Source organism: Shinella zoogloeoides, from assembly GCF_030733845.1.
Lineage (GTDB): Bacteria > Pseudomonadota > Alphaproteobacteria > Rhizobiales > Rhizobiaceae > Shinella > Shinella zoogloeoides_C.
In genome coordinates this window covers 101,278-119,361 of record NZ_CP132313.1, presented here as the reverse complement: position 1 = coordinate 119,361, position 18,084 = coordinate 101,278, and the positions used below count along the sequence as shown (strand labels likewise).

Genomic DNA, 18,084 nt, shown 5'->3' with positions numbered 1-18,084 from the left:
TGCCATGCGCCTGATCCCCAAGGAAGTCGAAAGCCTCTGGACGCTCTTCACCGCACCGACGATCTGGGCGCTGCATTTCCTCGCCTGCTACATCACCGCCGCGACCTACTGTGCGAAAGCGGGTGCCGCGCCGTTCTCCTTCGGGACGATGCGCCTCGCGCTCGGCGCCGTCACGCTTGCGGCGCTCGGCGGGATCGTCCTCTCCGCCTTTCTCGCCTGGCGGCAATGGGGCTTCGGCTCCGGCGATCCGCCGCACGACGAGCCGACCCGCAGGGATCGCCTGCTCTTCCAGGGCTTCGCGACGCTGCTGCTCTCCGGCCTCAGCTTCGTGGCCGTGCTCTTCGTCGCCGTGCCGCTCGTCTTCATCGAGGCCTGCCAGCCATGAAGAGATCCGCACGCATCCTTGGCCTTCTCCTCCTCATCGTGCTTTGCGCCGTTCTCGTGGCGAGCTTCGGCGGCGGCTCGTTCGCCGTCCACATGGTCGTCCATATGGGTATCGTCGCGGTCGCCGCGCCGCTCATCGCCTGCGGCATGCCCGGCACGCGGCTCGATGCGCTTCCGGGCGTCGCCCGGATGACGCCCATGCTCGCATCCTTCGTCGAACTCGTCGCCGTCTGGTTCTGGCACCTGCCGGCGCTACGCGCGCTCGCCGATGCGAGCCTCGCGCTCTCGCTTCTCGAACAGGCAAGTTTCCTTGCGGCGGGTGTCCTGCTCTGGCGTGCCTGCCTCCGGCCGGGGGAAGGCCGTCTTGCCGGCGCGGCCGGGCTGCTGTTCACCTCGATGCACATGACCCTGCTCGGCGTGCTGCTGGCCCTCGCCCCTCGCCCCCTCTACGGCGAGGGCGACGTCTCCTGCTTCGGCATTTCGCTTTCGGCCGCCGCCGACCAGCAGATCGGCGGGGTCGTCATGCTGATGGTCGGCGCCTGCGCCTATCTTCTCGGAGGGATAGTGCTGCTGGCCGGGTTGCTGCGGGAGGACAGGGCGCAATGCTGATCGGCTGGAAACAGATTGCCGGCCTCGTCCTTGCCGGCATGGTCGCCGCCTTCCTCGTTGCCTGGTCAGGCATCATCGGGGTGGGCGCGAGCACGGGCCACTGGAAGGCGACCGACTGGTTTCTGCACTGGGTGATGCGCTCCTCCGTGCGCACGGCGGCCATCGGAACGCCGGTCCCCGCCTTCACAGAGGGCATGCTGCCGATGGCGGCCGGCCATTTCGAGAAAGGCTGCGCCCTCTGTCACGGTTCGCCCGCCCTGCCGCGGCCGGCGAGCGTCCGCAACATGCTGCCCGCCCCGCCGGACCTGAAGGACAAGATCGGCGAATGGAGCGATGCCGAGCTTTTCCAGATCGTGCAGCATGGCGTGCGCTTCACCGGCATGCCGGCCTGGCCGGTGGCGGGGCGCGAGGATGAAGCCTGGGCCATGGTCGCCTTCCTGCGCCGCTATCGGCAGCTCGACGCGGCGGGCTATCGCGACCTTGCGGGCTTTGCCGCCACGCGGTCGACGGCGATGGACAGCGTGATCGGGACGTGCAACGGCTGCCACGCGCCGGACCGGCTCGACGGGCAAAGCCTCATCCCGCAGCTTGCCGGGCAATCCGTCACCTATCTGGAGCAGGCCCTTGCCGCCTATGCCGACGGAACGCGCGGAAGCGGCGTCATGGCCGTCGCGATCGAGGGGCTGGACGACGAGGACCGCCGCACCCTCGCCCGCCACTTTGCCGCCCAGCCTCCGGGTTTCCGACACCCCGTCTCTAGGGACACGGCGCGCGGCGAAACGCTCGCCCTGAAGGGCGATCCGGCCAGACGCGTTCCTGCCTGCCTGTCCTGCCATGACAAGGCCGGCGCCAACCCCGCCTTTCCGCGGCTTTCCGGCCAGCCGGCCGCCTATCTCGAAAGCCAGTTGAAACGCTTCGCCGCCAAGACGCGCGGCGGCGGTCCGTTCAGGGATGTGATGCAGAAGGTTGCCGCGAACCTGGAAGAGGAAGACATGGCGGCCCTCGCGGCCTACTTCGCCGCAAGACAGTCGACGGACTGACAGCGGAGACGGATAATAGAAATTGATTTCTTTCAAGTTGTTGTGGGTTTCCGTGTGAACGCGAGGCGAAGCGTATTCGGCATGACCCTAGATAACCTGACACCGCCGGGCGGCATGACGCCGAGCGATCTTGTTCGCCTCGGCGCCGAAATCCGGCAGCCGCGACGACCTCATCACCGCCGGAGGCCGTATCGCCGCCGCCAGACGAAGGACTGGGCACTCATCTGATAAAGGCTTCTCGTCTCGGAACGGGGTGATGCCGTGCGCGGCCAAGGCGTCTTTCCGTCGTCAATGGCAGGCACTCTCCTCCTGGCCAACGGTTGGAGTGGCGAGCATCGGGAAGAAGCCGTGAAGCCACACGCCAAAGCTCGCGGCCCACAGCACCGCGCTCGCCGCGTGGTGCAGGGGTGCGAGGCCGGAGGCGAAATCGAATTCCGGGAGAACGCGGACGAAGGCAGCGGCGGCCATCAGAAGGGCCGCGCCGTGGGCCTGCCAGGGCAGGTGGAGAAGATCGCGGCCCGTATGCCGCAGGCCCGCGATGATCAGCACGGCAATCACCGCGCATCCGAGCGCGCCGATCGAGAGCATGTGTAGGCCGGCGACACGCGGCAGATCGAAGCCCAAGCGCGTCGCGCCGAGCGCAAAGAAACCCGCGCCGGCAAAGGCGTTGCCAAGCGCCAGCATCGCGACCTCCGTCTTGAAGGCGGGACGACCGATGAACCATTCGGCAAGCCGGTCGAGGAACGCGGCGCCAGCCGCCAGCGCCAGCCAAGCCGAGACGGCGCTTTCGGGAAAGAACAAGGCTGAGGCCAGATAGAGCACCGTCATAGCGGCGGCCGCATGACGCCGCCCCGGATGCGGTCGGTACGGTGTCGTTTCGCCGGTCGGGTCTAGCGCCAGGTTGATCACCACGACATTGATGCGCGAGGCGGAGAGGGAAAACATCACGATGAAAATGCAAACCGCCGTTTCCAGGAGGCGGGCGGCAAGTGCGACATCGCGGGTGAACCAGCAATAGCGCATACTGGCCTCCACTGCGGCAAAGGAGAGTAGCCAGAACGGGAAGGCGAGATGCTTCGCCGTGCGGCGTTCAAGCATTGCCCGGCCGATCAGCATCGAAAGCGCAAGGAGGAAGGCGAGGTCGAAGACGGCGGCGACCAGGCTCAAGACATCCGCTCCCATCGCGCCGATCAGCCGCGCCGGCAGCCAGAGGGCGGCAAGGCAGAGCAGCGTCCTGCCCCGCGCCGGGCGGGTATCGGTCCATTCCGGCACGGCCGAGCCGAGGAAACCGGCGAGCGCCATGCCGTAAGTGCCGAAGATCATCTCGTGGGCATGCCATTGCGAGGGCGGAATGTCCGCGGCGAAGGGCAACTCATAACCACCCGCGATCACCCACAGGAAAGGCAGCAGTGCGCCATGGGCGGCGGCCAGGGGAAAGAACAGCCGCAGTGCTTCGGCAAGGATGGGACGCTCCGTCATCTCAGTCGCTCCGACGCCGAAAAAAGCTCGCCGAAGACAGGATCGCGCGACCACGCCTCCACCTGCTGGAAAATGGCCCGTTCCGAGCGGTCGCCCGGCCGGCCGGCAAGCGCGCGGCTCGCCGCGATACGCCCGTCGCGGGCAGAGAGGACCACGATGCGGTCCGCCACGCGAACGGCTTCGGCAAGGTCGTGCGTAACCAGCAGCACGGAAAAACCTTTCTCCTGCGCCGCGGCGATCAGCAGATCCTGAAGGTGCCGGCGCAGGCCGACATCCGTCGCGCTGAAGGGCTCGTCGAGAAACAGCATGTCGGGATCGACGGCGAGCGCCCGCGCCACGTTCGCCCGTTGCCGCATGCCGCCGGAGAGTTCTGCCGGGTATTTTCCGAAATCCGCCTCCTCCAGGCCGACGGCATGAGCAAGGCGTTCGGCCGTCCTGCGCCGTCTCGCTATGCCCTCGCCCCGCGCGGCAAGGCCGTAGGCGATGTTGTCCGTCAACGTCATCCACGGCAGCAGGCGCGGTTCCTGGAACACGACGGCCTGGCGGTGGTATCCTCGCGAAACCCGCCCCCTGACAGGTTCGACGATGCCGGCGGCGATCTGCAAGAGGGTCGTCTTGCCGCTGCCGGAGGGACCAAGCAGGGCAACGGCCTCGCCCTTGCTTATGGCAAGGTCGAAATCCTCAAAGAGGCTGCGCCCGAGAAAGGCATGCCCGACGCGGGAGAAGGCCAGCGTGGCGCTTTCCGTCATCGCTTTACGCCCCATGGAAGGCCGGCGCTGCGCCAGCGCTCCACAGCCTCGCGCACCACATGCAGCACGCCGTAGTCGGTTGCGAGCGCCAGGATCACGGTGATCGCCAGCCAGGCCGTGACGAGCGGGATGTCGAAGAGTGCCCGCGCCGTTGCAAGCTCGCCGCCGATACCGCCGGAATTGGAGAGGAGTTCGGCCATGACCGTCACCTTCCAGGCGCTGCCGGCCGTCGTTGTCCAAGCAGGAAAAAGATAGGAGAGCACATGCGGCAGGGTGATCGTGCGCAGTCGGTAGAGCCAGGAGGCGCCGAAGGATTGGGCCATGATGTCGAGCTGCCGGTCGCGTTTGGCGACCCCTTCCAGCGCGCCCGCGAAGGAGAGCGGCGCGGAGGCGATGACGACGGTCAGGATCGCGGTTCCGCCCGTGGAGCCGAACCAGATCAGCGCAAGCACAATCCAGCCGATCGGCGGCACGCCCAGCATGACGGTGACCACCGGCTTCATCAGCCGCATGGCGGCGAAGGAATAGCCGGCGACGAGCCCCGTCGCCGTGCCGATAATGGCGGCGAGCGCGAAACCCGAAAGCGCCCGGCCGGCGCTCTGCGAGACGATCGTCCAGAAATCCGGCCGCGCCACGAGCGTGCCGATTGCCGCCGCCGTTTCGGGCGGGGACGGCAGGACGAAGGAGCCGTAAATTTCGTGCCCGGCCTGCCAGACGGCGAGAAAGCAGAAAATGCCGGCAAGGCCCGCCCAGCCGGCCCACAGATAGCGGCCCGTCCAGCCGAGGCCGACAAGGAGAGCGTTCATGGCATCACACCAGATAGAAACCGTCGCCCGGCAGCTTGCCGCCGATGATCGCCGGATTGGCCTCCGCCAGCACGCCATAGAAGCCTTCGAGGGTCTTGCGTGCCGCGCTGGCGGGGATCGCGCTCAAATGGCTGGTCGGGAAGGATGCGGCGATGATTTCCGGCGGAAAACCGAGGGCGTCCGCGACAGCGGCAGAGGCGGCCCCGGGGTCGCCAAGCGCATCGGCAAGCGCGGCCTCGATCGCCTTTTGCAAACCGTCGGTTCCCGCCGCGCCGAGCGCCTGCTGCACCTCGGCCGTCAACGCAAGACCGGCCTGCGGGATCTCCGATGTGCCCGCAACAGCCTGCCATTCGGCCTGGATGTCGATGGCGCGGTGGACGGCCATGAACATCGATTTCGCCTTGATGATGACGCCAGTCGCCGCCGGCTCGCTGAGAAGGGCGGCATCGGCGCGGCCGGTCAGCAGCAGTTGCACTGCCTCCGGCGGCGAGGCGGTATATTCGAGCGTCACGTCGCCCTGCCCCAATCCCGCCTTCGTCAGAAGCCGCGCCATCACGAAATCCGGCATGTCGTTCTTGAACGGCAAGGCGAGCGTCCTGCCCTTAAGGTCCGCCACCGTCTTCAGGCTTTCATCCTTCGAGACCACATAGAGAAGGCCAGTGGTGAGCACGTTGAGAAGGCCGAGGCCGAGGCCCCGGTTGTGCAGGTTGGCGGCCGCATAGCTCGGCATCACCACGGCGCCCATCGAGCCCGAGGCAACGGCCGCGCGCATCTCGTCCGGCGTCTTCCAGGCCCGGAAGACCGCCGAGGGCGCGACATCCCTGAGGAAGCCGCCCTTGACCGCATGGGCAAGCACGGCGGAAGGCGCGGCCGGCGGGCCATAGAGCGTGAGCGGTGCGGCAGCTCTCAGGATAGAAGGCGACGCCAGCGCCGCGACCGTCAGTGCAGAGAGGCCGGCCAGAACGTCACGGCGGTTGAGAAGGGTCATGTCGATCGTCCTTTCGTCAGAAGCGCGCCTTGATGCCGGCATAGAAACCGCGGCCATCGCCCGGCAGGTAGACGGCCTGCCCGGCGCTCGCCTGATCGAGGATCAGGGTGGAGGAGGCGTAGGTCCTGTCGAAGACGTTGGTGACGGCGCCGTAGAGGCTGAATGCCTCGTTGATGCGGTATTCGGTCTTGAGATCGACGACCGCATATGGATCGGCATGAAGCGTGTTCATGTTGTCGACGGGCGTCTTGGCCGGAACCCATTGCAGGGCCGCACCGATATCCCAGTCCTCCGTCACCGCATATTGCAGCGCGAGGTGCACGACATGGGACGGCGCGCCGGCAAGGCGATTGTCGCCGCGCAGCGGATCGTTGTCGAAGCGGAAGCCCTGATACGTATAGGCAAGCCGGCCCGTGAGGCCCTGCAGGATCTCGCCGGAGACGCCGAGTTCAAGCCCCGCGTGGATCGTCCGGTCGGCATTGAAGGCGGAGAGCAGCGAGCCGCTGCTGTCACGCAGGCTGAGAAGCTCGTTGTCCACCCACGAATAATAGGCAACGGCATCCACCTTCCACAGATCGTAGTCGCTGCGCCAGCCGATTTCCACGGTGGTCGCCGTCTGGGCGTCGAGATCGGGCGTGGAAAAGCCGGTCGGCGAGGCGTTGGGTGTGCCGCCCGTTGTGCCCAGCAGGTCGTCATGGGCCGGCGGCTCGAAACTGCGGCTGATCGCGGCAAACAGCAGGTTGCTCTTGTCGGGGCGCCAGCTCGCCGCCAGCGCCGGCGACCAGCCGTGATAGCTGCGCTCATAGCTCGTATCGATTGCGGCGACGCCCGACAGAACAGGCCCGCCAGGCGTGAAGGCCAGTCGCGGGCGCGTTGCCGTATCCCAGAGGTCGTCGTTGCCGCGCGTCGCATGGGTATAAGAAAACGAGGGCGACAGGGTCACCGTATCGCCGATCGGCACATTGAACCCCGCGGTAAGCGACAGGGTCGAGGCGTCAAGATCGTTTTTCGAGAAGGCCGGCCCGTCGGCGCCCCGGCGATTGATGTTGTAGGTCCGCTCCGCCGATCCGACGGAGTATTGCGCCGTCGTTTCGAAAAGCGGCAGGAGAGCGTCCGCATCGGGCTGGTAGGCATAGCGTAGAAGACCGGTCAGGTCCCCGCCATCCGTGCGGCGCACGCCGCTCGATACGGGGAAGCGGAACATATCCTGCGTATAGGTATAGCCGAGCCCGATATCGAAGAGGTGGTCGTCCAGCACGATCGAGGTGCGTGAGCCGACGATGAACTGGCTTGCCTCGCGGCGCGGCCGGTCGCGCTCCACATTGGGACCGAGGCTTGTCGGTGGGCCGAGCGAGATCTGCGTCGGGTCCGCTTCCAGCGCGCCCAGCGTCAGGGGGCCGGAGACGTCGAAGCCGAGATCGGTATAGCCGATGAAGGCGCGCGTTGTGACGATATCGGAAATCTCCGCTTCGACCGTGCCGCCGACGCTCGTGCGGCGGGAGCCGTTGTGCCGGCGGAAACCGTCACGGCGGCTGCTGTCGACGAAGAAGCCGCCGGCGAAACGATCACCGTCGAAGCCGGTGCGGGCGGACACTTCCGCCGCGCCGAAGCTGCCGCCACCGGCGGAAACGCTCGTTCCCGCCTCGACCGGGGAAGCGAAGTTGATCGCCCCGCCGAGCACGCTCGCGCCAAGCCGGTTGGCAGTATAGCCGCGATAGATCTCGATCAGGCTCGCCTGACCGGGATTGGCAAGACCCACGATGTAAGAGCCGTCAGCCCGGTTGATCGGCAGGCCATCCTTCAGGACGAGCATGCCGCGCTCGACCGGATTTTGTTGTAGGCCTGAGCCGCGGATTTGCACGCGCGGTTGGTCGTTCCCGCCGAAGAAACGCTGCACGACGACACCAGGCACGAGCGCCAGCGCTTCCGAAAGCGTCGGCACCGCCCGTGCCGCCAGTTCCTCGCCGCCGATGGCCGCAACGCCGCCGGGGATGGCGGTAAGACGATCCCGGGCCTTAAGGACGGTGTCGCTCCACTTGCCGCCGTCGACCACGATCTCATCCAGCAGCGTGGTCGAACCGGGCGTCGCCGATTGCGCCCAGGCAGCCGGCGCGGTTCCTGCCAAAAGGCACGCCGTTGCCGCCACAAACCCTATCCCACCCATCCGCACCATCTGACTGACGCCCCACTTGTCGATTGCCCTGCGGAGGCAATCGCACGTTCGAGCGAGGCCGCTCTTTGCGCTGGCGCAAACAAGTTCTAAAACTTGAGTTTTCTATACATGTTATTTATGCGCGGGGCTGAACTGCATCTCCACCTGTCGTCGCCGCCGCTGACGCAAACCCTTCAAGGAAGCACGCCATCGCAGATCGTTTCGACGTATGCCATCCCGGTTCATCGCAATCCGGTTGACAGCGGGAGAAACGTCTCATACGTTGAACATGTATACAGGTATAGCTGTCTCTACCTGATCATGGAGGGGGAATATCATGCTTCGGTCTTATCTCACGGCAGCGCTTGCCTGCGCTGGCGTTCTCTCTGTCACGACCCATGCGCAGGCTGGCGCCGTTTTCGACGAGGTGGTCTCGGGCGGCAAGCTCGTCTGCCTGGTCAGCCCCAGCGCGCCGGGCTTCTCCGTGCCGGACAGCAATGGCGTCTTCCAGGGCTTCAATGCCGATTTCTGCCGCATGGCGGCGGCAGCGATCCTTGGTGACGCGAGCAAGGCGGACATTCGCGGCATCGGCTTTTCCGATTCGCTGAAGAGCCTCGTTTCCCGGCAGGCGCATATGGCGTCCCGCTCGGTCACGGAAACCGGCACGCGCTCGGCCGATCCCGGCCTCTCCTTCGTCGCGACGACCTTCTATGACGGCCAGGGCTTCATGGTGCCGAAGGCGCTCGGCGTGAAATCGGCCAAGGAATTGAAGGGCGCGACGATCTGCGCCGAGGACGGTTCGACGACGCTGCTCAACATCGCCGACTGGTTCGCCGCCGAAGGTCTCGACTACAAGGTCGAGAACATCGCCGACAAGACGGCGCGTCTGCAGGCCTTCTTCGCCGGCAAATGCGACGCCTATGCCTCCGACATGACGGCGCTGGCCGCCGATCGGCGCCTCGCCAACAATCCCGACGATTACGAACTGCTGCCGGACGTCATCTCGGCCGAACCGCTGACACTGGCGACACAGCCGGACGAAACGCTGGAAAAAGCGGTGCGCTGGGCCTTCCAGGTCATGCTGAATGCCGATGAACTCGGCATCAATTCGACCAATGTCGATGCCGCCATCGCCGATCTCGACAAGCAGCCGAAAGCCGTGCAGCGTCTCTTCGCCAAGGACGGCGCGACCGCCGACATGGCCGCCAAGATGAAACTGCCCGCCGACTGGGCCTATCAGGTTATCAAGCAGGTTGGCTCCTACGGCGAGGTATTCGATCGCCATCTCGGTCCCGCGACGCCCTTCAATCTGAAACGCGAGGGCAGTCAGAACGCGTCCGCCAGCAAAGGTGGCCTGATGTACGCCTATCCGATACGGTGAGGCTGACGGCCAGACGGAGGAGAGGCGGCGTGGCGGATATCGACGATCCCAAATCCATCCGCGCCACCGTCGATTGCCCCGGCGGCGGGCGTCTGGTGACCCTCGGCGCACCCGGCGTAACCATCGACCATCGAGGCGATGCCTGGGTCGATCCGGCCGGCATCGACGAGACGCTGGCAGCGCTCGCCACCCGTGGGGCCGGCCTCTTCCTCTTCCTGGCGCGCGACAGCGATTGCCCTCCCCGCTTCCGGGCAATGCTGCGCGGGAAGGTCAAACAGGCCGGCATGGCGTTTGCCGCGCTGCCGATCGACGATTTCGCGGCCCCCGGACCTTCATGGATGCGGGCCTGGCAACGGCTCGACGGGCGGATTTCGGCGCTGCTTGCCGCCGGGCATGCTGTTGCGCTGTGCTGTAGCTACGGCGCCGGTCGAAGCGGCCTGGCCGCAGCCCATATTCTCAACAGGCGGGGCCTTTCGGTCGAGGAGGCCCTGTCGACCATACGCGAGGCTTTTCCGGAATCGGTCGAAAGTCCCCTTCAGGAAGCCTGGCTGCATGTTCATGACAACGGCCGCGCGGATGCGCGCCAAGCGAATGGAAAGGTAAAAGCGTGAGCTTACCGCAAATATCGAGATCCGGTCCGCCCCGTTCGGAAGATATGCTGCAGGAACTGCGCTTCCGCATTTGCACCACCCATCCCGACACGCCGATGATGTTGCACGAGGGCAAGCTGGCGCAGGAATTCGGCGTCAGCCGCACGCCGATCCGCCAGGTCCTGCAGCGGCTCTCCTTCGAGCATCTCCTCGAAACGCGCTCCGGCGTCGGCACGGTGGTAAGCACGCTCGACCCCGCCCAGCGCGATCTGCATTTTTCCATGCTGTCGGACATGCTGCGACTTTGCACGCGCTGCTGCGTGCCGGCGTTCGCCATGCCCACCCGCATCCAGCTCGCCACGATCACCGAGCTCACGGCCAATCCCGGCGAGACGCCACTCGCAAGCTATTTCACCATCCGCACCCAGTTCCTCGATCTCGTCTCCGGTCTGGTGCAGGACCCGATCGCCGCAGAGGCCCACGCCGCCCTGCACTGGCGGGTGATCCGCTGGCGCATGCAGGCAGCGCGCGAGGATATCGATGCCGCCTTTTCGGCGCTGCGCGCAACCGTCGCGGCCGTTTCGGCAGCGCAGACGCCAACCGCCCTTCTTGCCGGCCTTGCAGCGGAAACCGCATGAGCGAAACACCTTTCCTGCGCGCCGTCCGGCTGCCGCACGGCATTGCCGGCGCCCTTTGGCTCGGCCCGATGCCCGGCCGGCTGCGCCCGTTCGGCGACGATATGGACGATCTGCGGGCACAAAAAATCACTCGCATCGTCAGCCTCACGCCGCTTGCGGAAATCGAGGAGAAGGCGCCGTCCTATGCGACTGCCCTCGGCGGCGAGATGGACATCGCCATTGCCCGTTTCCCGATCGCGGATTTCGGCATTCCCGCGGATGAAGCCAGCCTCTCCGCCCTTGCCGATGAAGCGGCGCGGCATCTGTCAGGCGGTGGAAGGGTCTTCGTGCATTGCGCGGCCGGTATCGGCCGCACCGGCACCGTCGCCATCTGCATCCTGCGCGCCCTTGGTCTCAAGACGGTGGAGGCCACGGCGCTTGTCGCCAGCGCCGGATCCGGACCGGAGACAGAGGCGCAGAAGGCTTTGGTAGACCGTTTCCAAGCCCCCACCCGGCCAAGCCACCTGGCAGAAACGAACCCCTGAACGGCCATGGACCAGAACTTGCAAACTCCTCACGCTGCGCAGGACGGTCCGCCCCGGACGGGACCTGCCGTTTCCTGGTCCGATATCGGCGTCGGCCTTGCGATCCTCGCGGCCTTCGCCCTCATCGCCTACAACGTTCATTCCAACATGCTGGCGGCCGGCATCGAGCCGGGCTTCGCCTTCCTTACCCAGCAGGCCGGATTCGACCTCAGCGAAACGCTCATTCCCTACGGCGCGAACGACAGCTATCTGCGTGCGATCCTCGCCGGCCTTGCCAACACCATCGTCGTCGCCGTGGCGAGCCTCGTCATCGCTTCCCTCGCCGGCCTGCTGCTCGGCCTTCTCAGCGTCAGCAAGGCGCCGCTTGCGCGGCTCTTCGCGCTCGCCTATGTCGAGTTGTTTCGCAACCTGCCGAAAATCCTGGTCCTGCTGGTCATCTTCGTCGCCGCGGTGAATGGCTTGCCGGCCATCCGGCAGGCCTTAGTGCTCGGTCCCTTCACGATCTCCAATCGGGCGATCTACCTGCCATGGCTTTCGGAGGATCCGCGCAACACGCTTTGGCTCATCGCCTGCCTGCTGCTCGTTCCGCTCCTCGTCTGGCTGTGGGTCCGCCGGGTCACTCGCCGACAGGCCATCGTCGGCCGTCGCGCGCCCGTGTGGCCGGTCGCCCTTGCCCTTTCCATCGCCGTGCCGGCGGTGCTCGCCGTTGCGCTCGGCGCGCCGCTCGATCTATCTTGGCCGGCGCTGGAAGGCTTCTCGGTCAAGGGCGGCGTCGCCCTCTCCATCCAGTTCTGCGTGGTGGCGCTCGCACTCGGCCTTTATCACGGCGCCCAGATCGCCGAGGTGCTGCGCGGCGGTATCGAGGCCGTGCCGAACGGTCAGATCGAGGCTGCCGCGGCGCTCGGCCTCAAGGGCGGCCAGACGACCCGTCTCGTCGTCGTGCCGCAGGTGCTGCGAACCGTCGTCCCACCCCTTAACAACCAGTTCGCCAATCTCCTGAAGAACACGTCGATCTCCATCGCCGTCGGCTATTCCGACCTCATGTCCGTCGCGGGCACGGCGATCAACCAGACCTTCCGGCCGCTGGAAACCATGCTGATCACCATGTCGATCTATCTGTTGCTCTGCCTTGCGCTCACCGGCGCGCTGAACCATTGGAGCGCGCGCATCCGCGCCCGGGAAGGACGGGGGTCGCGATGAACGCGGACATCCAGCCTGTTGCAAACGGCCGAGCCCCGGCCTGGCTGCGACGACAGCTTTCCCGGCCGGGCTCCAGTCTCCTGTCGCTGGCAAGCGGCGGCCTCGCCCTCGCCATCCTCTGGATCGTCGCCGACTGGCTTGTGCTTGCCGCCGTGCCGCCTTTCGCCGACCCTGCCGCCTGCGCCGAGGCGGCCGGTGCCTGCTGGCCCTTCTGGGCGGAAAAATCCCGCTTCATTCTCTTCGGCACCTATCCATTCGATGAGCAGTGGCGGCCGATGCTGGTCTCGCTCCTGCTGCTTGGCCTCTCCATTGCTACCGGCCAGATGGCCGTCAGCGGACGCTGGCCGGACATTCGCCTCTTTGCCGCGCTCTGGCTCGCCGGCATGGCCGCATCCTTCGTGCTGATGGGCGGCGGCGTGCTCAGCCTTGTTCCGGTCGATGCCAACAGGTGGAATGGCCTGCCGATCCTTCTCATCCTCTCGACCATCGCGCTCGCCCTGGCGCTGCCGGTCGGCGTTCTGCTGGCGCTTGCCCGCTATCAGACGCGCCATCGACTGCTGCACCGCGCCGCAGGCGCCTATGTCGAGATCATGCGCGGCGTGCCGATGGTGACGCTGCTCTTCGTCGGCGTCTTCGTGCTGCCGCTGACCCTGCCCAGGGGTATTGCGATCGACCCGATCGTCGCGGTGCTCATCGCACTGGTCTTCTTCCACGCCGCCTATTTTGCGGAGGATGTGCGCAGCGGCCTGATGGCGTTGCCCGCGGGGCAGCACGAGGCGGCCTCCTCGCTCGGCCTCGGTTTCTGGCAGACGGCCCGCCTCGTGCTCCTGCCGCAGGCCATCGAGCGGGCGATGCCCGCTCTCGTTAACAGCACGATCGGCGCCTACAAGGACACGTCCCTTGTCGTGATCCTCGGCCTGCACGACCTCAGCGCCACCGCCCGCATGGCCTTCAGCGACGTCGCCTGGGGAAACCAGGCGCTGGAGGCCTATGTGTTCGTCGGCGCCTGGTTCCTCATCTCCTGCGCTTACCTCTCCTGGATCGGCCGGCGTCTCGCCGCGCGGGCAGCCAAGGGCCGAAGCCGGGACCTCAAGGCTTCCCGCTGAGGTGGTGAACGAACGGTCTGATCAGCGTGTAAAGGCGGATGGCTAGCCGCGCTGCACGACCAGGAAAAGCGCCGCGATCAAGAGCACGAAGAGCCCGGCCGCTGCCGCCGCTATTCCCAAGAGGGCAAACCATGTGCGCGGGTTGCCGAGGCTCGGTCGCTGCCCGTCCGCCGCCTTCGTGCCGAGAAACGTCAAAGCCCCGAGCAGGACCGGTGTGCCTCCCCCGACGACCATGGCTGTTGTTCCTTCCGGGGCAGTGGTGCGCCAGATCATCCCGAACAGATAGATGCCGGCGATCGTTCCAGCGATCAGCGAGCCAAGAATGAGGAGAAAGCGCATCGTATTCCTTTCGCGGCCGCGATGTGCAAATGGTTTCCGACTGGTGGACCCGATATTCGCAATGGCGTCAAGAATGTCACGGCCACGGTGCGAAATACATGGCCCCCTCGGGATACGCATTGCTAGCGAAACACTCGCGATGCTCTGGCGCAGGTGGTGAAAGTGTCCGAACGAATGCACTTTTCTGGTATTTCCAAGGACGTCTGGTACGAGGCGATATCCGCGCTGCGCGAGCAGGGATGGTCACTCGACATGGGCGGTGGCCTCGACCATTCGTGGGCCCTGCTGGAACGGGACGGCCTGCGCGTGGAAATGGAATACGACATGTGGGGAGAGGGAGAGCTGGTCCTCACTGCGGCCGACGGGGTCAAGGCAAAGGCTCTTCTGCCGACCGCCGTCCTTGCGATACTGGGAGTACCTTGACCACCGGCGTCGGGGACCACGACCTTTCGCTGCTCAGCCCGGATGGTGCAGGACCGTCAGGCCGCCATCGACCGTCAGGCAGGTGGCGTTCATGAAGGGGCATTCGTCCGAGATCATGAAGAGGGCGGCCCTGGCGATCTCCTCGGGTGACGCGATGCGCCCTCCGGGATGAAGCTTCATCGTTTCGGCCTCCGCCGCGACGGGATCGGGGAAGCTGTTCCAGTAGTCCACCACCTTCTGGGTGCGCACATAGCCCGGCGCCAGCGCATTCACGCGCACGCCCTGCCCCGCATATTCGAGGCCCAGGGCCTTGGTCATGCCGAGCAGCGCATGCTTGGCGACGGGATACGGAAAGGTATGCGGAATGATAGTGAAGGCGTGGGTGGAGGCGATATTGAGGATAACACCGCCGCCCACCTCGATCAGGCCCGGCAGCACGGCCTTGCTACAGTTCCACGCGCCCTTGAGGTTGATGTCGAAGCAGCGCTGCCAATCGGCATCGGACAGGCTCAAGGGCTCGGAGAATACGTTGACGCCGGCATTGTTGACCAGCGCGTTCGGCTGCCCAATCGTCTTCGCCGCCGCCGCCATGGCCCGTTCGATCGCTGCCTCATCGGTAATGTCAGCCGCCGCATGGCCGACCCTGCCGCCGGCTGCGCCCAGCCGTCCGGCCTCGCTCGCCAGCAGATCGCCGTCGCGGTCGATCAGGAAGAGGCTTGCACCTTCCGCAAGAAAGACCTCGGCAATGGCAAGGCCGATGCCCTGCGCCGCCCCGGTGACGACGATCCGTTTTCCGTCAAGACGTCCTGCCATGTCCGCTCTCCTCACCACTCGGCGACGCTGCCGTCCTCATGCCGCCAGACGGGGTTGCGCCAGCGGTGGCCTTCCTTCGCCCGCTCGATGACATACTGCTCGTCCACCTCGACGCCGAGGCCCGGACCCTGCGGGATCGACACGAAACCGTCCGCATAGTGCAGTACCTCCTTGTTGGAGATGTAGTCGAGGATGTCGTTGCCCTTGTTGTAGTGGATGCCGAGGCTCTGTTCCTGGATGAAGGCGTTGTGGCTGACGGCATCGACCTGCAGGCAGGCGGCGAGCGCGATCGGGCCGAGCGGGCAATGCGGCGCCAGCGCCACGTCGTAAGCCTCGGCCATCGCCGCGATCTTGCGGCATTCCGTGATACCGCCGGCGTGCGACAGGTCCGGCTGGAGGATGTCGACATAGCCGTCCGACAGCACCGACTTGAAGTCCCAGCGCGAATAGAGCCGTTCGCCGAGGGCGATCGGCGTCGAGCAATGGTTGGCGATCTCCTTCAGCGCCTCACGGTTCTCCGAAAGCACCGGCTCCTCGATGAACATGAGCTTGAACGGTTCGAGTTCCTTCGCCAGCACCTTGGCCATCGGCCGGTGCACACGGCCGTGGAAATCCGCCCCGATGCCAATATAGGGGCCAACCGCATCGCGCACGGTTCCTATGGTCTCGACGATGGCATCGATCTTGTCATGCGTATCGACGATCTGCATCTCCTCGGCGCCGTTGAGTTTGATCGCCTTGAAGCCGCGCGCCACGACCTCGCGGGCATTGTTGGCGACGTCGGAAGGCCGGTCGCCGCCGATCCACGAATAGACCTTGATCCTGTCGCGTACCTGGCCGCCGAGCAGCGCATGGACCGGCTGGCCATAGGCCTTGCCCTTGATGTCCCACAGCGCCTGGTCGATGCCGGCGATGGCCGACATGTGGACCGCACCGCCGCGATAGAAGCCGGCGCGGTACATGACCTGCCAGTGATCCTCGATCAGCAGCGGATCCTTGCCGACGAGATAGTCCGACAGTTCGTGCACCGCCGCCTCCACCGTCAGCGCACGGCCTTCCACCACCGGCTCGCCCCAGCCGACGATGCCCTCGTCCGTTTCCACCTTCAGGAAGAGCCAGCGCGGCGGCACGATGTAGGTCGTCAGTTTCGTGATCTTCATGGAGCCGGTTTCCTGTCTGGCTGGGCTTTCATGCTGCAGAACCGCATCTAGGCAGCGCCCTTGAGAATGAGGTCGGCAGCCTTGGCGGCGGCGCCCAGCACCGCGGCATTGGTATTGCCGCTGACGATGGTCGGCATGATGGAGGCGTCGACGACGCGCAGGTTGCGCACGCCGCGCACTCTCAGATCGGCCGTGAGCACGGCCATGTCGTCGCCGTCATGGCCCATCTTGCAGGTTCCGACCGGGTGATAGCCGGTCTTGACGGTGCGCTTGCAATGTTCGCCGATCGCCTCGTCGCTGGTCACGTCCGTGCCCGGAAAGATCTCGCGCTCGATGAGATCGCGCAACGGCGTGGCGGCGAGCACCGAGCGGGCGAACCGGAAGCCCGCGATCGTCAGGCGAAGATCGTCCGGATGATTGAAGATGCCGGTATCGACGATCGGATCGGCCGACGGATCTGCCGAGGAAAGCGTGACGACGCCGCGCGCCTTCGGCCGCAGCAGAAGCGAATTGATGGTGACGCCGTCGCCCGGGTCGGTGCCCATGACGTCGCGGTCGAGATAGACCGTCGGAACGCAGAACATCTGGATGGTCGGCTCGGCATTGTTGCCGTCAGGATCGTAGAAGGCGCAGGTTTCCACGCCCGTCGTGGTCACCGGACCGGACTTGAAGAGCAGGTATTGCAGACCGGCCTTGATCATCGGCCAGCCGCGATCCTGCCCGTAATAGCCGAACGCGCCCTTCGTGGTGGCGACGACGGGGCACTCGTAATGGTCCTGGAGGTTCCGGCCGACGCCGGGCAGCGCCACCGCGGTACGAATACCGTGCCGGGCGAGTTCCTCCTCCGGGCCGATCCCCGAGAGCATCAGGAGTTTCGGTGTCTGGTAGGCACCGGCCGCCAGGATGACCTCGACGCCGGCCCGGGCGGTCCTGTCGGCCCCGCCCTGCCGATAGTTGACCCCGGTCACGACCCCGCCTTCGAGCACGAGGCGCGTGACGGTCGCTTCCGTTTCGATGGTGAGCAGCGGGTCGTCCATCACGGGCGCAAGGAACGCATCGACCGCGCTGCACCGCCGGCGCGTCTGCCAGTCGATCGTGTGCTGCATCAGCCCGACGCCGAATTGCTCCGCCCCGTTGAAGTCCGGATTCCACGGGATGCCCATATCCTGCAGGGTCTTGATGTAGGTGCGCGTCATCGCGCTGGTATGGCCGAGATTCGAGATCTTCAGCGGACCGCCGACGCCATGGAATTCGCCGGCGAGATGGTCGTTGTCCTCCTGCGCCTTGAAGTAGGGCAGGAGATCCCGGTAGGACCAGGCGCCGTCGTTTGCCGAGCCCGGCGCGGTGATCGTCGCGTTCCAGCGGTCGTAGTCCGCCGCCTGGCCGCGCATGTAGACCATCGCGTTGACCGTGCTGCCGCCGCCAAGAACCTTGCCCTGCGGCACGATCGGCCCGCGGCCGTTCAGCTGCGGCTGTGGGGCGGTGTGGTGCATCGAAAGATAGGTATCCTTGGCAAGGAACTTCATGTAGCCGGCCGGGAAATGCATGATCGGGCTGGCCTTGCGCGGGCCGCGCTCGAGAATGAGGACGCGGGCGCGCGCATCCTTCACGAGCCGTGCCGCCACGACGCAGGCCGAGCTGCCGCCCCCGACGATGATGTAGTCATACCGTGTCTCTTGGGACATCAAGACTTCTCCAGCCGC

General features: G+C 66.0%; 19 protein-coding genes. 10 read left to right on the top strand and 9 right to left on the bottom strand.

The features are described 5' to 3' along the window. Nucleotides 1-4: 4 nt before the first annotated feature. Genes Q9316_RS23280 through Q9316_RS23270 form a run of 3 tightly spaced genes read left to right on the top strand, consistent with a single transcriptional unit; the run spans nt 5 to nt 2,033 of the window. Nucleotides 5-385, top strand: coding sequence for a hypothetical protein (locus Q9316_RS23280; protein ID WP_306036195.1), 381 nt, complete (start codon nt 5-7; stop codon nt 383-385). Continuing rightward, nucleotides 382-993 (top strand): cytochrome c oxidase assembly protein, encoded by a 612-nt coding sequence (locus tag Q9316_RS23275; protein ID WP_306036194.1) that lies wholly within the window; start codon nt 382-384, stop codon nt 991-993. Before Q9316_RS23280 ends, Q9316_RS23275 begins: the two co-directional genes overlap by 4 nt. Further along, nucleotides 987-2,033 carry a c-type cytochrome gene (locus Q9316_RS23270; RefSeq protein ID WP_306036193.1) on the top strand — a complete coding sequence of 349 codons (1,047 nt, stop codon included), beginning with the start codon at nt 987-989 and terminating at the stop codon, nt 2,031-2,033. Before Q9316_RS23275 ends, Q9316_RS23270 begins: the two co-directional genes overlap by 7 nt. Nucleotides 2,034-2,321: 288 nt before the next feature. Here Q9316_RS23270 and Q9316_RS23265 read toward each other — a convergent pair whose 3' ends face one another. From Q9316_RS23265 to Q9316_RS23245, 5 genes are read right to left on the bottom strand one after another with little or no spacing between them, the layout of a single operon-like run. Continuing rightward, complete coding sequence (locus Q9316_RS23265) at nt 2,322-3,512, bottom strand: NnrS family protein (protein WP_306036192.1); 1,191 nt, start codon at nt 3,510-3,512, stop codon at nt 2,322-2,324. Continuing rightward, nucleotides 3,509-4,261: an ABC transporter ATP-binding protein gene (locus Q9316_RS23260; protein WP_306036191.1), complete on the bottom strand. Its 753-nt coding sequence runs from the start codon at nt 4,259-4,261 to the stop codon at nt 3,509-3,511. The genes Q9316_RS23265 and Q9316_RS23260 overlap by 4 nt, the downstream gene beginning before the upstream one ends. After that, a complete protein-coding gene (locus Q9316_RS23255; RefSeq protein ID WP_306036190.1) occupies nt 4,258-5,067 on the bottom strand; it encodes an ABC transporter permease in 810 nt (269 codons plus the stop codon). The genes Q9316_RS23260 and Q9316_RS23255 overlap by 4 nt, the downstream gene beginning before the upstream one ends. Before the next feature lie 4 nt (nt 5,068-5,071). Beyond that, nucleotides 5,072-6,055: an ABC transporter substrate-binding protein gene (locus Q9316_RS23250; protein WP_306036189.1), complete on the bottom strand. Its 984-nt coding sequence runs from the start codon at nt 6,053-6,055 to the stop codon at nt 5,072-5,074. A gap of 16 nt (nt 6,056-6,071) precedes the next feature. Beyond that, entirely contained in the window at nt 6,072-8,180 is a 2,109-nt protein-coding gene (locus tag Q9316_RS23245; protein ID WP_306036188.1) for a TonB-dependent receptor family protein, read from the bottom strand. A gap of 364 nt (nt 8,181-8,544) precedes the next feature. On the opposite strand from Q9316_RS23245, the gene Q9316_RS23240 reads away from it, so the two are divergent. Genes Q9316_RS23240 through Q9316_RS23215 form a run of 6 tightly spaced genes read left to right on the top strand, consistent with a single transcriptional unit; the run spans nt 8,545 to nt 13,646 of the window. Continuing rightward, nucleotides 8,545-9,588 carry a transporter substrate-binding domain-containing protein gene (locus Q9316_RS23240; protein ID WP_306036187.1) on the top strand — a complete coding sequence of 348 codons (1,044 nt, stop codon included), beginning with the start codon at nt 8,545-8,547 and terminating at the stop codon, nt 9,586-9,588. A 29-nt stretch (nt 9,589-9,617) separates the two neighbouring features. Then, nucleotides 9,618-10,199 (top strand): protein-tyrosine phosphatase family protein, encoded by a 582-nt coding sequence (locus Q9316_RS23235; protein ID WP_306036186.1) that lies wholly within the window; start codon nt 9,618-9,620, stop codon nt 10,197-10,199. Nucleotides 10,200-10,243: 44 nt separating this feature from the next. Continuing rightward, nucleotides 10,244-10,816 (top strand): GntR family transcriptional regulator, encoded by a 573-nt coding sequence (locus tag Q9316_RS23230; RefSeq protein ID WP_306036185.1) that lies wholly within the window; start codon nt 10,244-10,246, stop codon nt 10,814-10,816. Beyond that, nucleotides 10,813-11,340 (top strand): protein-tyrosine phosphatase family protein, encoded by a 528-nt coding sequence (locus tag Q9316_RS23225; protein ID WP_306036184.1) that lies wholly within the window; start codon nt 10,813-10,815, stop codon nt 11,338-11,340. The genes Q9316_RS23230 and Q9316_RS23225 overlap by 4 nt, the downstream gene beginning before the upstream one ends. 18 nt (nt 11,341-11,358) lie before the next feature. After that, a complete protein-coding gene (locus Q9316_RS23220; protein WP_306036183.1) occupies nt 11,359-12,540 on the top strand; it encodes an ABC transporter permease subunit in 1,182 nt (393 codons plus the stop codon). Continuing rightward, complete coding sequence (locus tag Q9316_RS23215) at nt 12,537-13,646, top strand: amino acid ABC transporter permease (protein ID WP_306036182.1); 1,110 nt, start codon at nt 12,537-12,539, stop codon at nt 13,644-13,646. Before Q9316_RS23220 ends, Q9316_RS23215 begins: the two co-directional genes overlap by 4 nt. A 42-nt stretch (nt 13,647-13,688) precedes the next feature. On the opposite strand, the gene Q9316_RS23210 is transcribed toward Q9316_RS23215, so the two are convergent. Further along, nucleotides 13,689-13,985 carry a hypothetical protein gene (locus tag Q9316_RS23210; RefSeq protein ID WP_306036181.1) on the bottom strand — a complete coding sequence of 99 codons (297 nt, stop codon included), beginning with the start codon at nt 13,983-13,985 and terminating at the stop codon, nt 13,689-13,691. A 174-nt stretch (nt 13,986-14,159) separates the two neighbouring features. On the opposite strand from Q9316_RS23210, the gene Q9316_RS23205 reads away from it, so the two are divergent. After that, nucleotides 14,160-14,408 carry a hypothetical protein gene (locus Q9316_RS23205; RefSeq protein WP_306036180.1) on the top strand — a complete coding sequence of 83 codons (249 nt, stop codon included), beginning with the start codon at nt 14,160-14,162 and terminating at the stop codon, nt 14,406-14,408. Nucleotides 14,409-14,441: 33 nt separating this feature from the next. Here Q9316_RS23205 and Q9316_RS23200 read toward each other — a convergent pair whose 3' ends face one another. Genes Q9316_RS23200 through Q9316_RS23190 form a run of 3 tightly spaced genes read right to left on the bottom strand, consistent with a single transcriptional unit; the run spans nt 14,442 to nt 18,066 of the window. Next, nucleotides 14,442-15,221, bottom strand: a complete 780-nt coding sequence (locus tag Q9316_RS23200) for an SDR family oxidoreductase (protein WP_306036179.1) — start codon at nt 15,219-15,221, stop codon at nt 14,442-14,444. Nucleotides 15,222-15,232: 11 nt separating this feature from the next. After that, nucleotides 15,233-16,381 (bottom strand): galactonate dehydratase, encoded by a 1,149-nt coding sequence (dgoD, locus tag Q9316_RS23195; protein ID WP_306036178.1) that lies wholly within the window; start codon nt 16,379-16,381, stop codon nt 15,233-15,235. A 47-nt stretch (nt 16,382-16,428) separates the two neighbouring features. Then, on the bottom strand, nt 16,429-18,066 hold the full coding sequence (locus Q9316_RS23190; protein ID WP_306036177.1) for a GMC family oxidoreductase: 1,638 nt from the start codon (nt 18,064-18,066) through the stop codon (nt 16,429-16,431). Between the last annotated feature and the right edge of the window lie 18 nt (nt 18,067-18,084).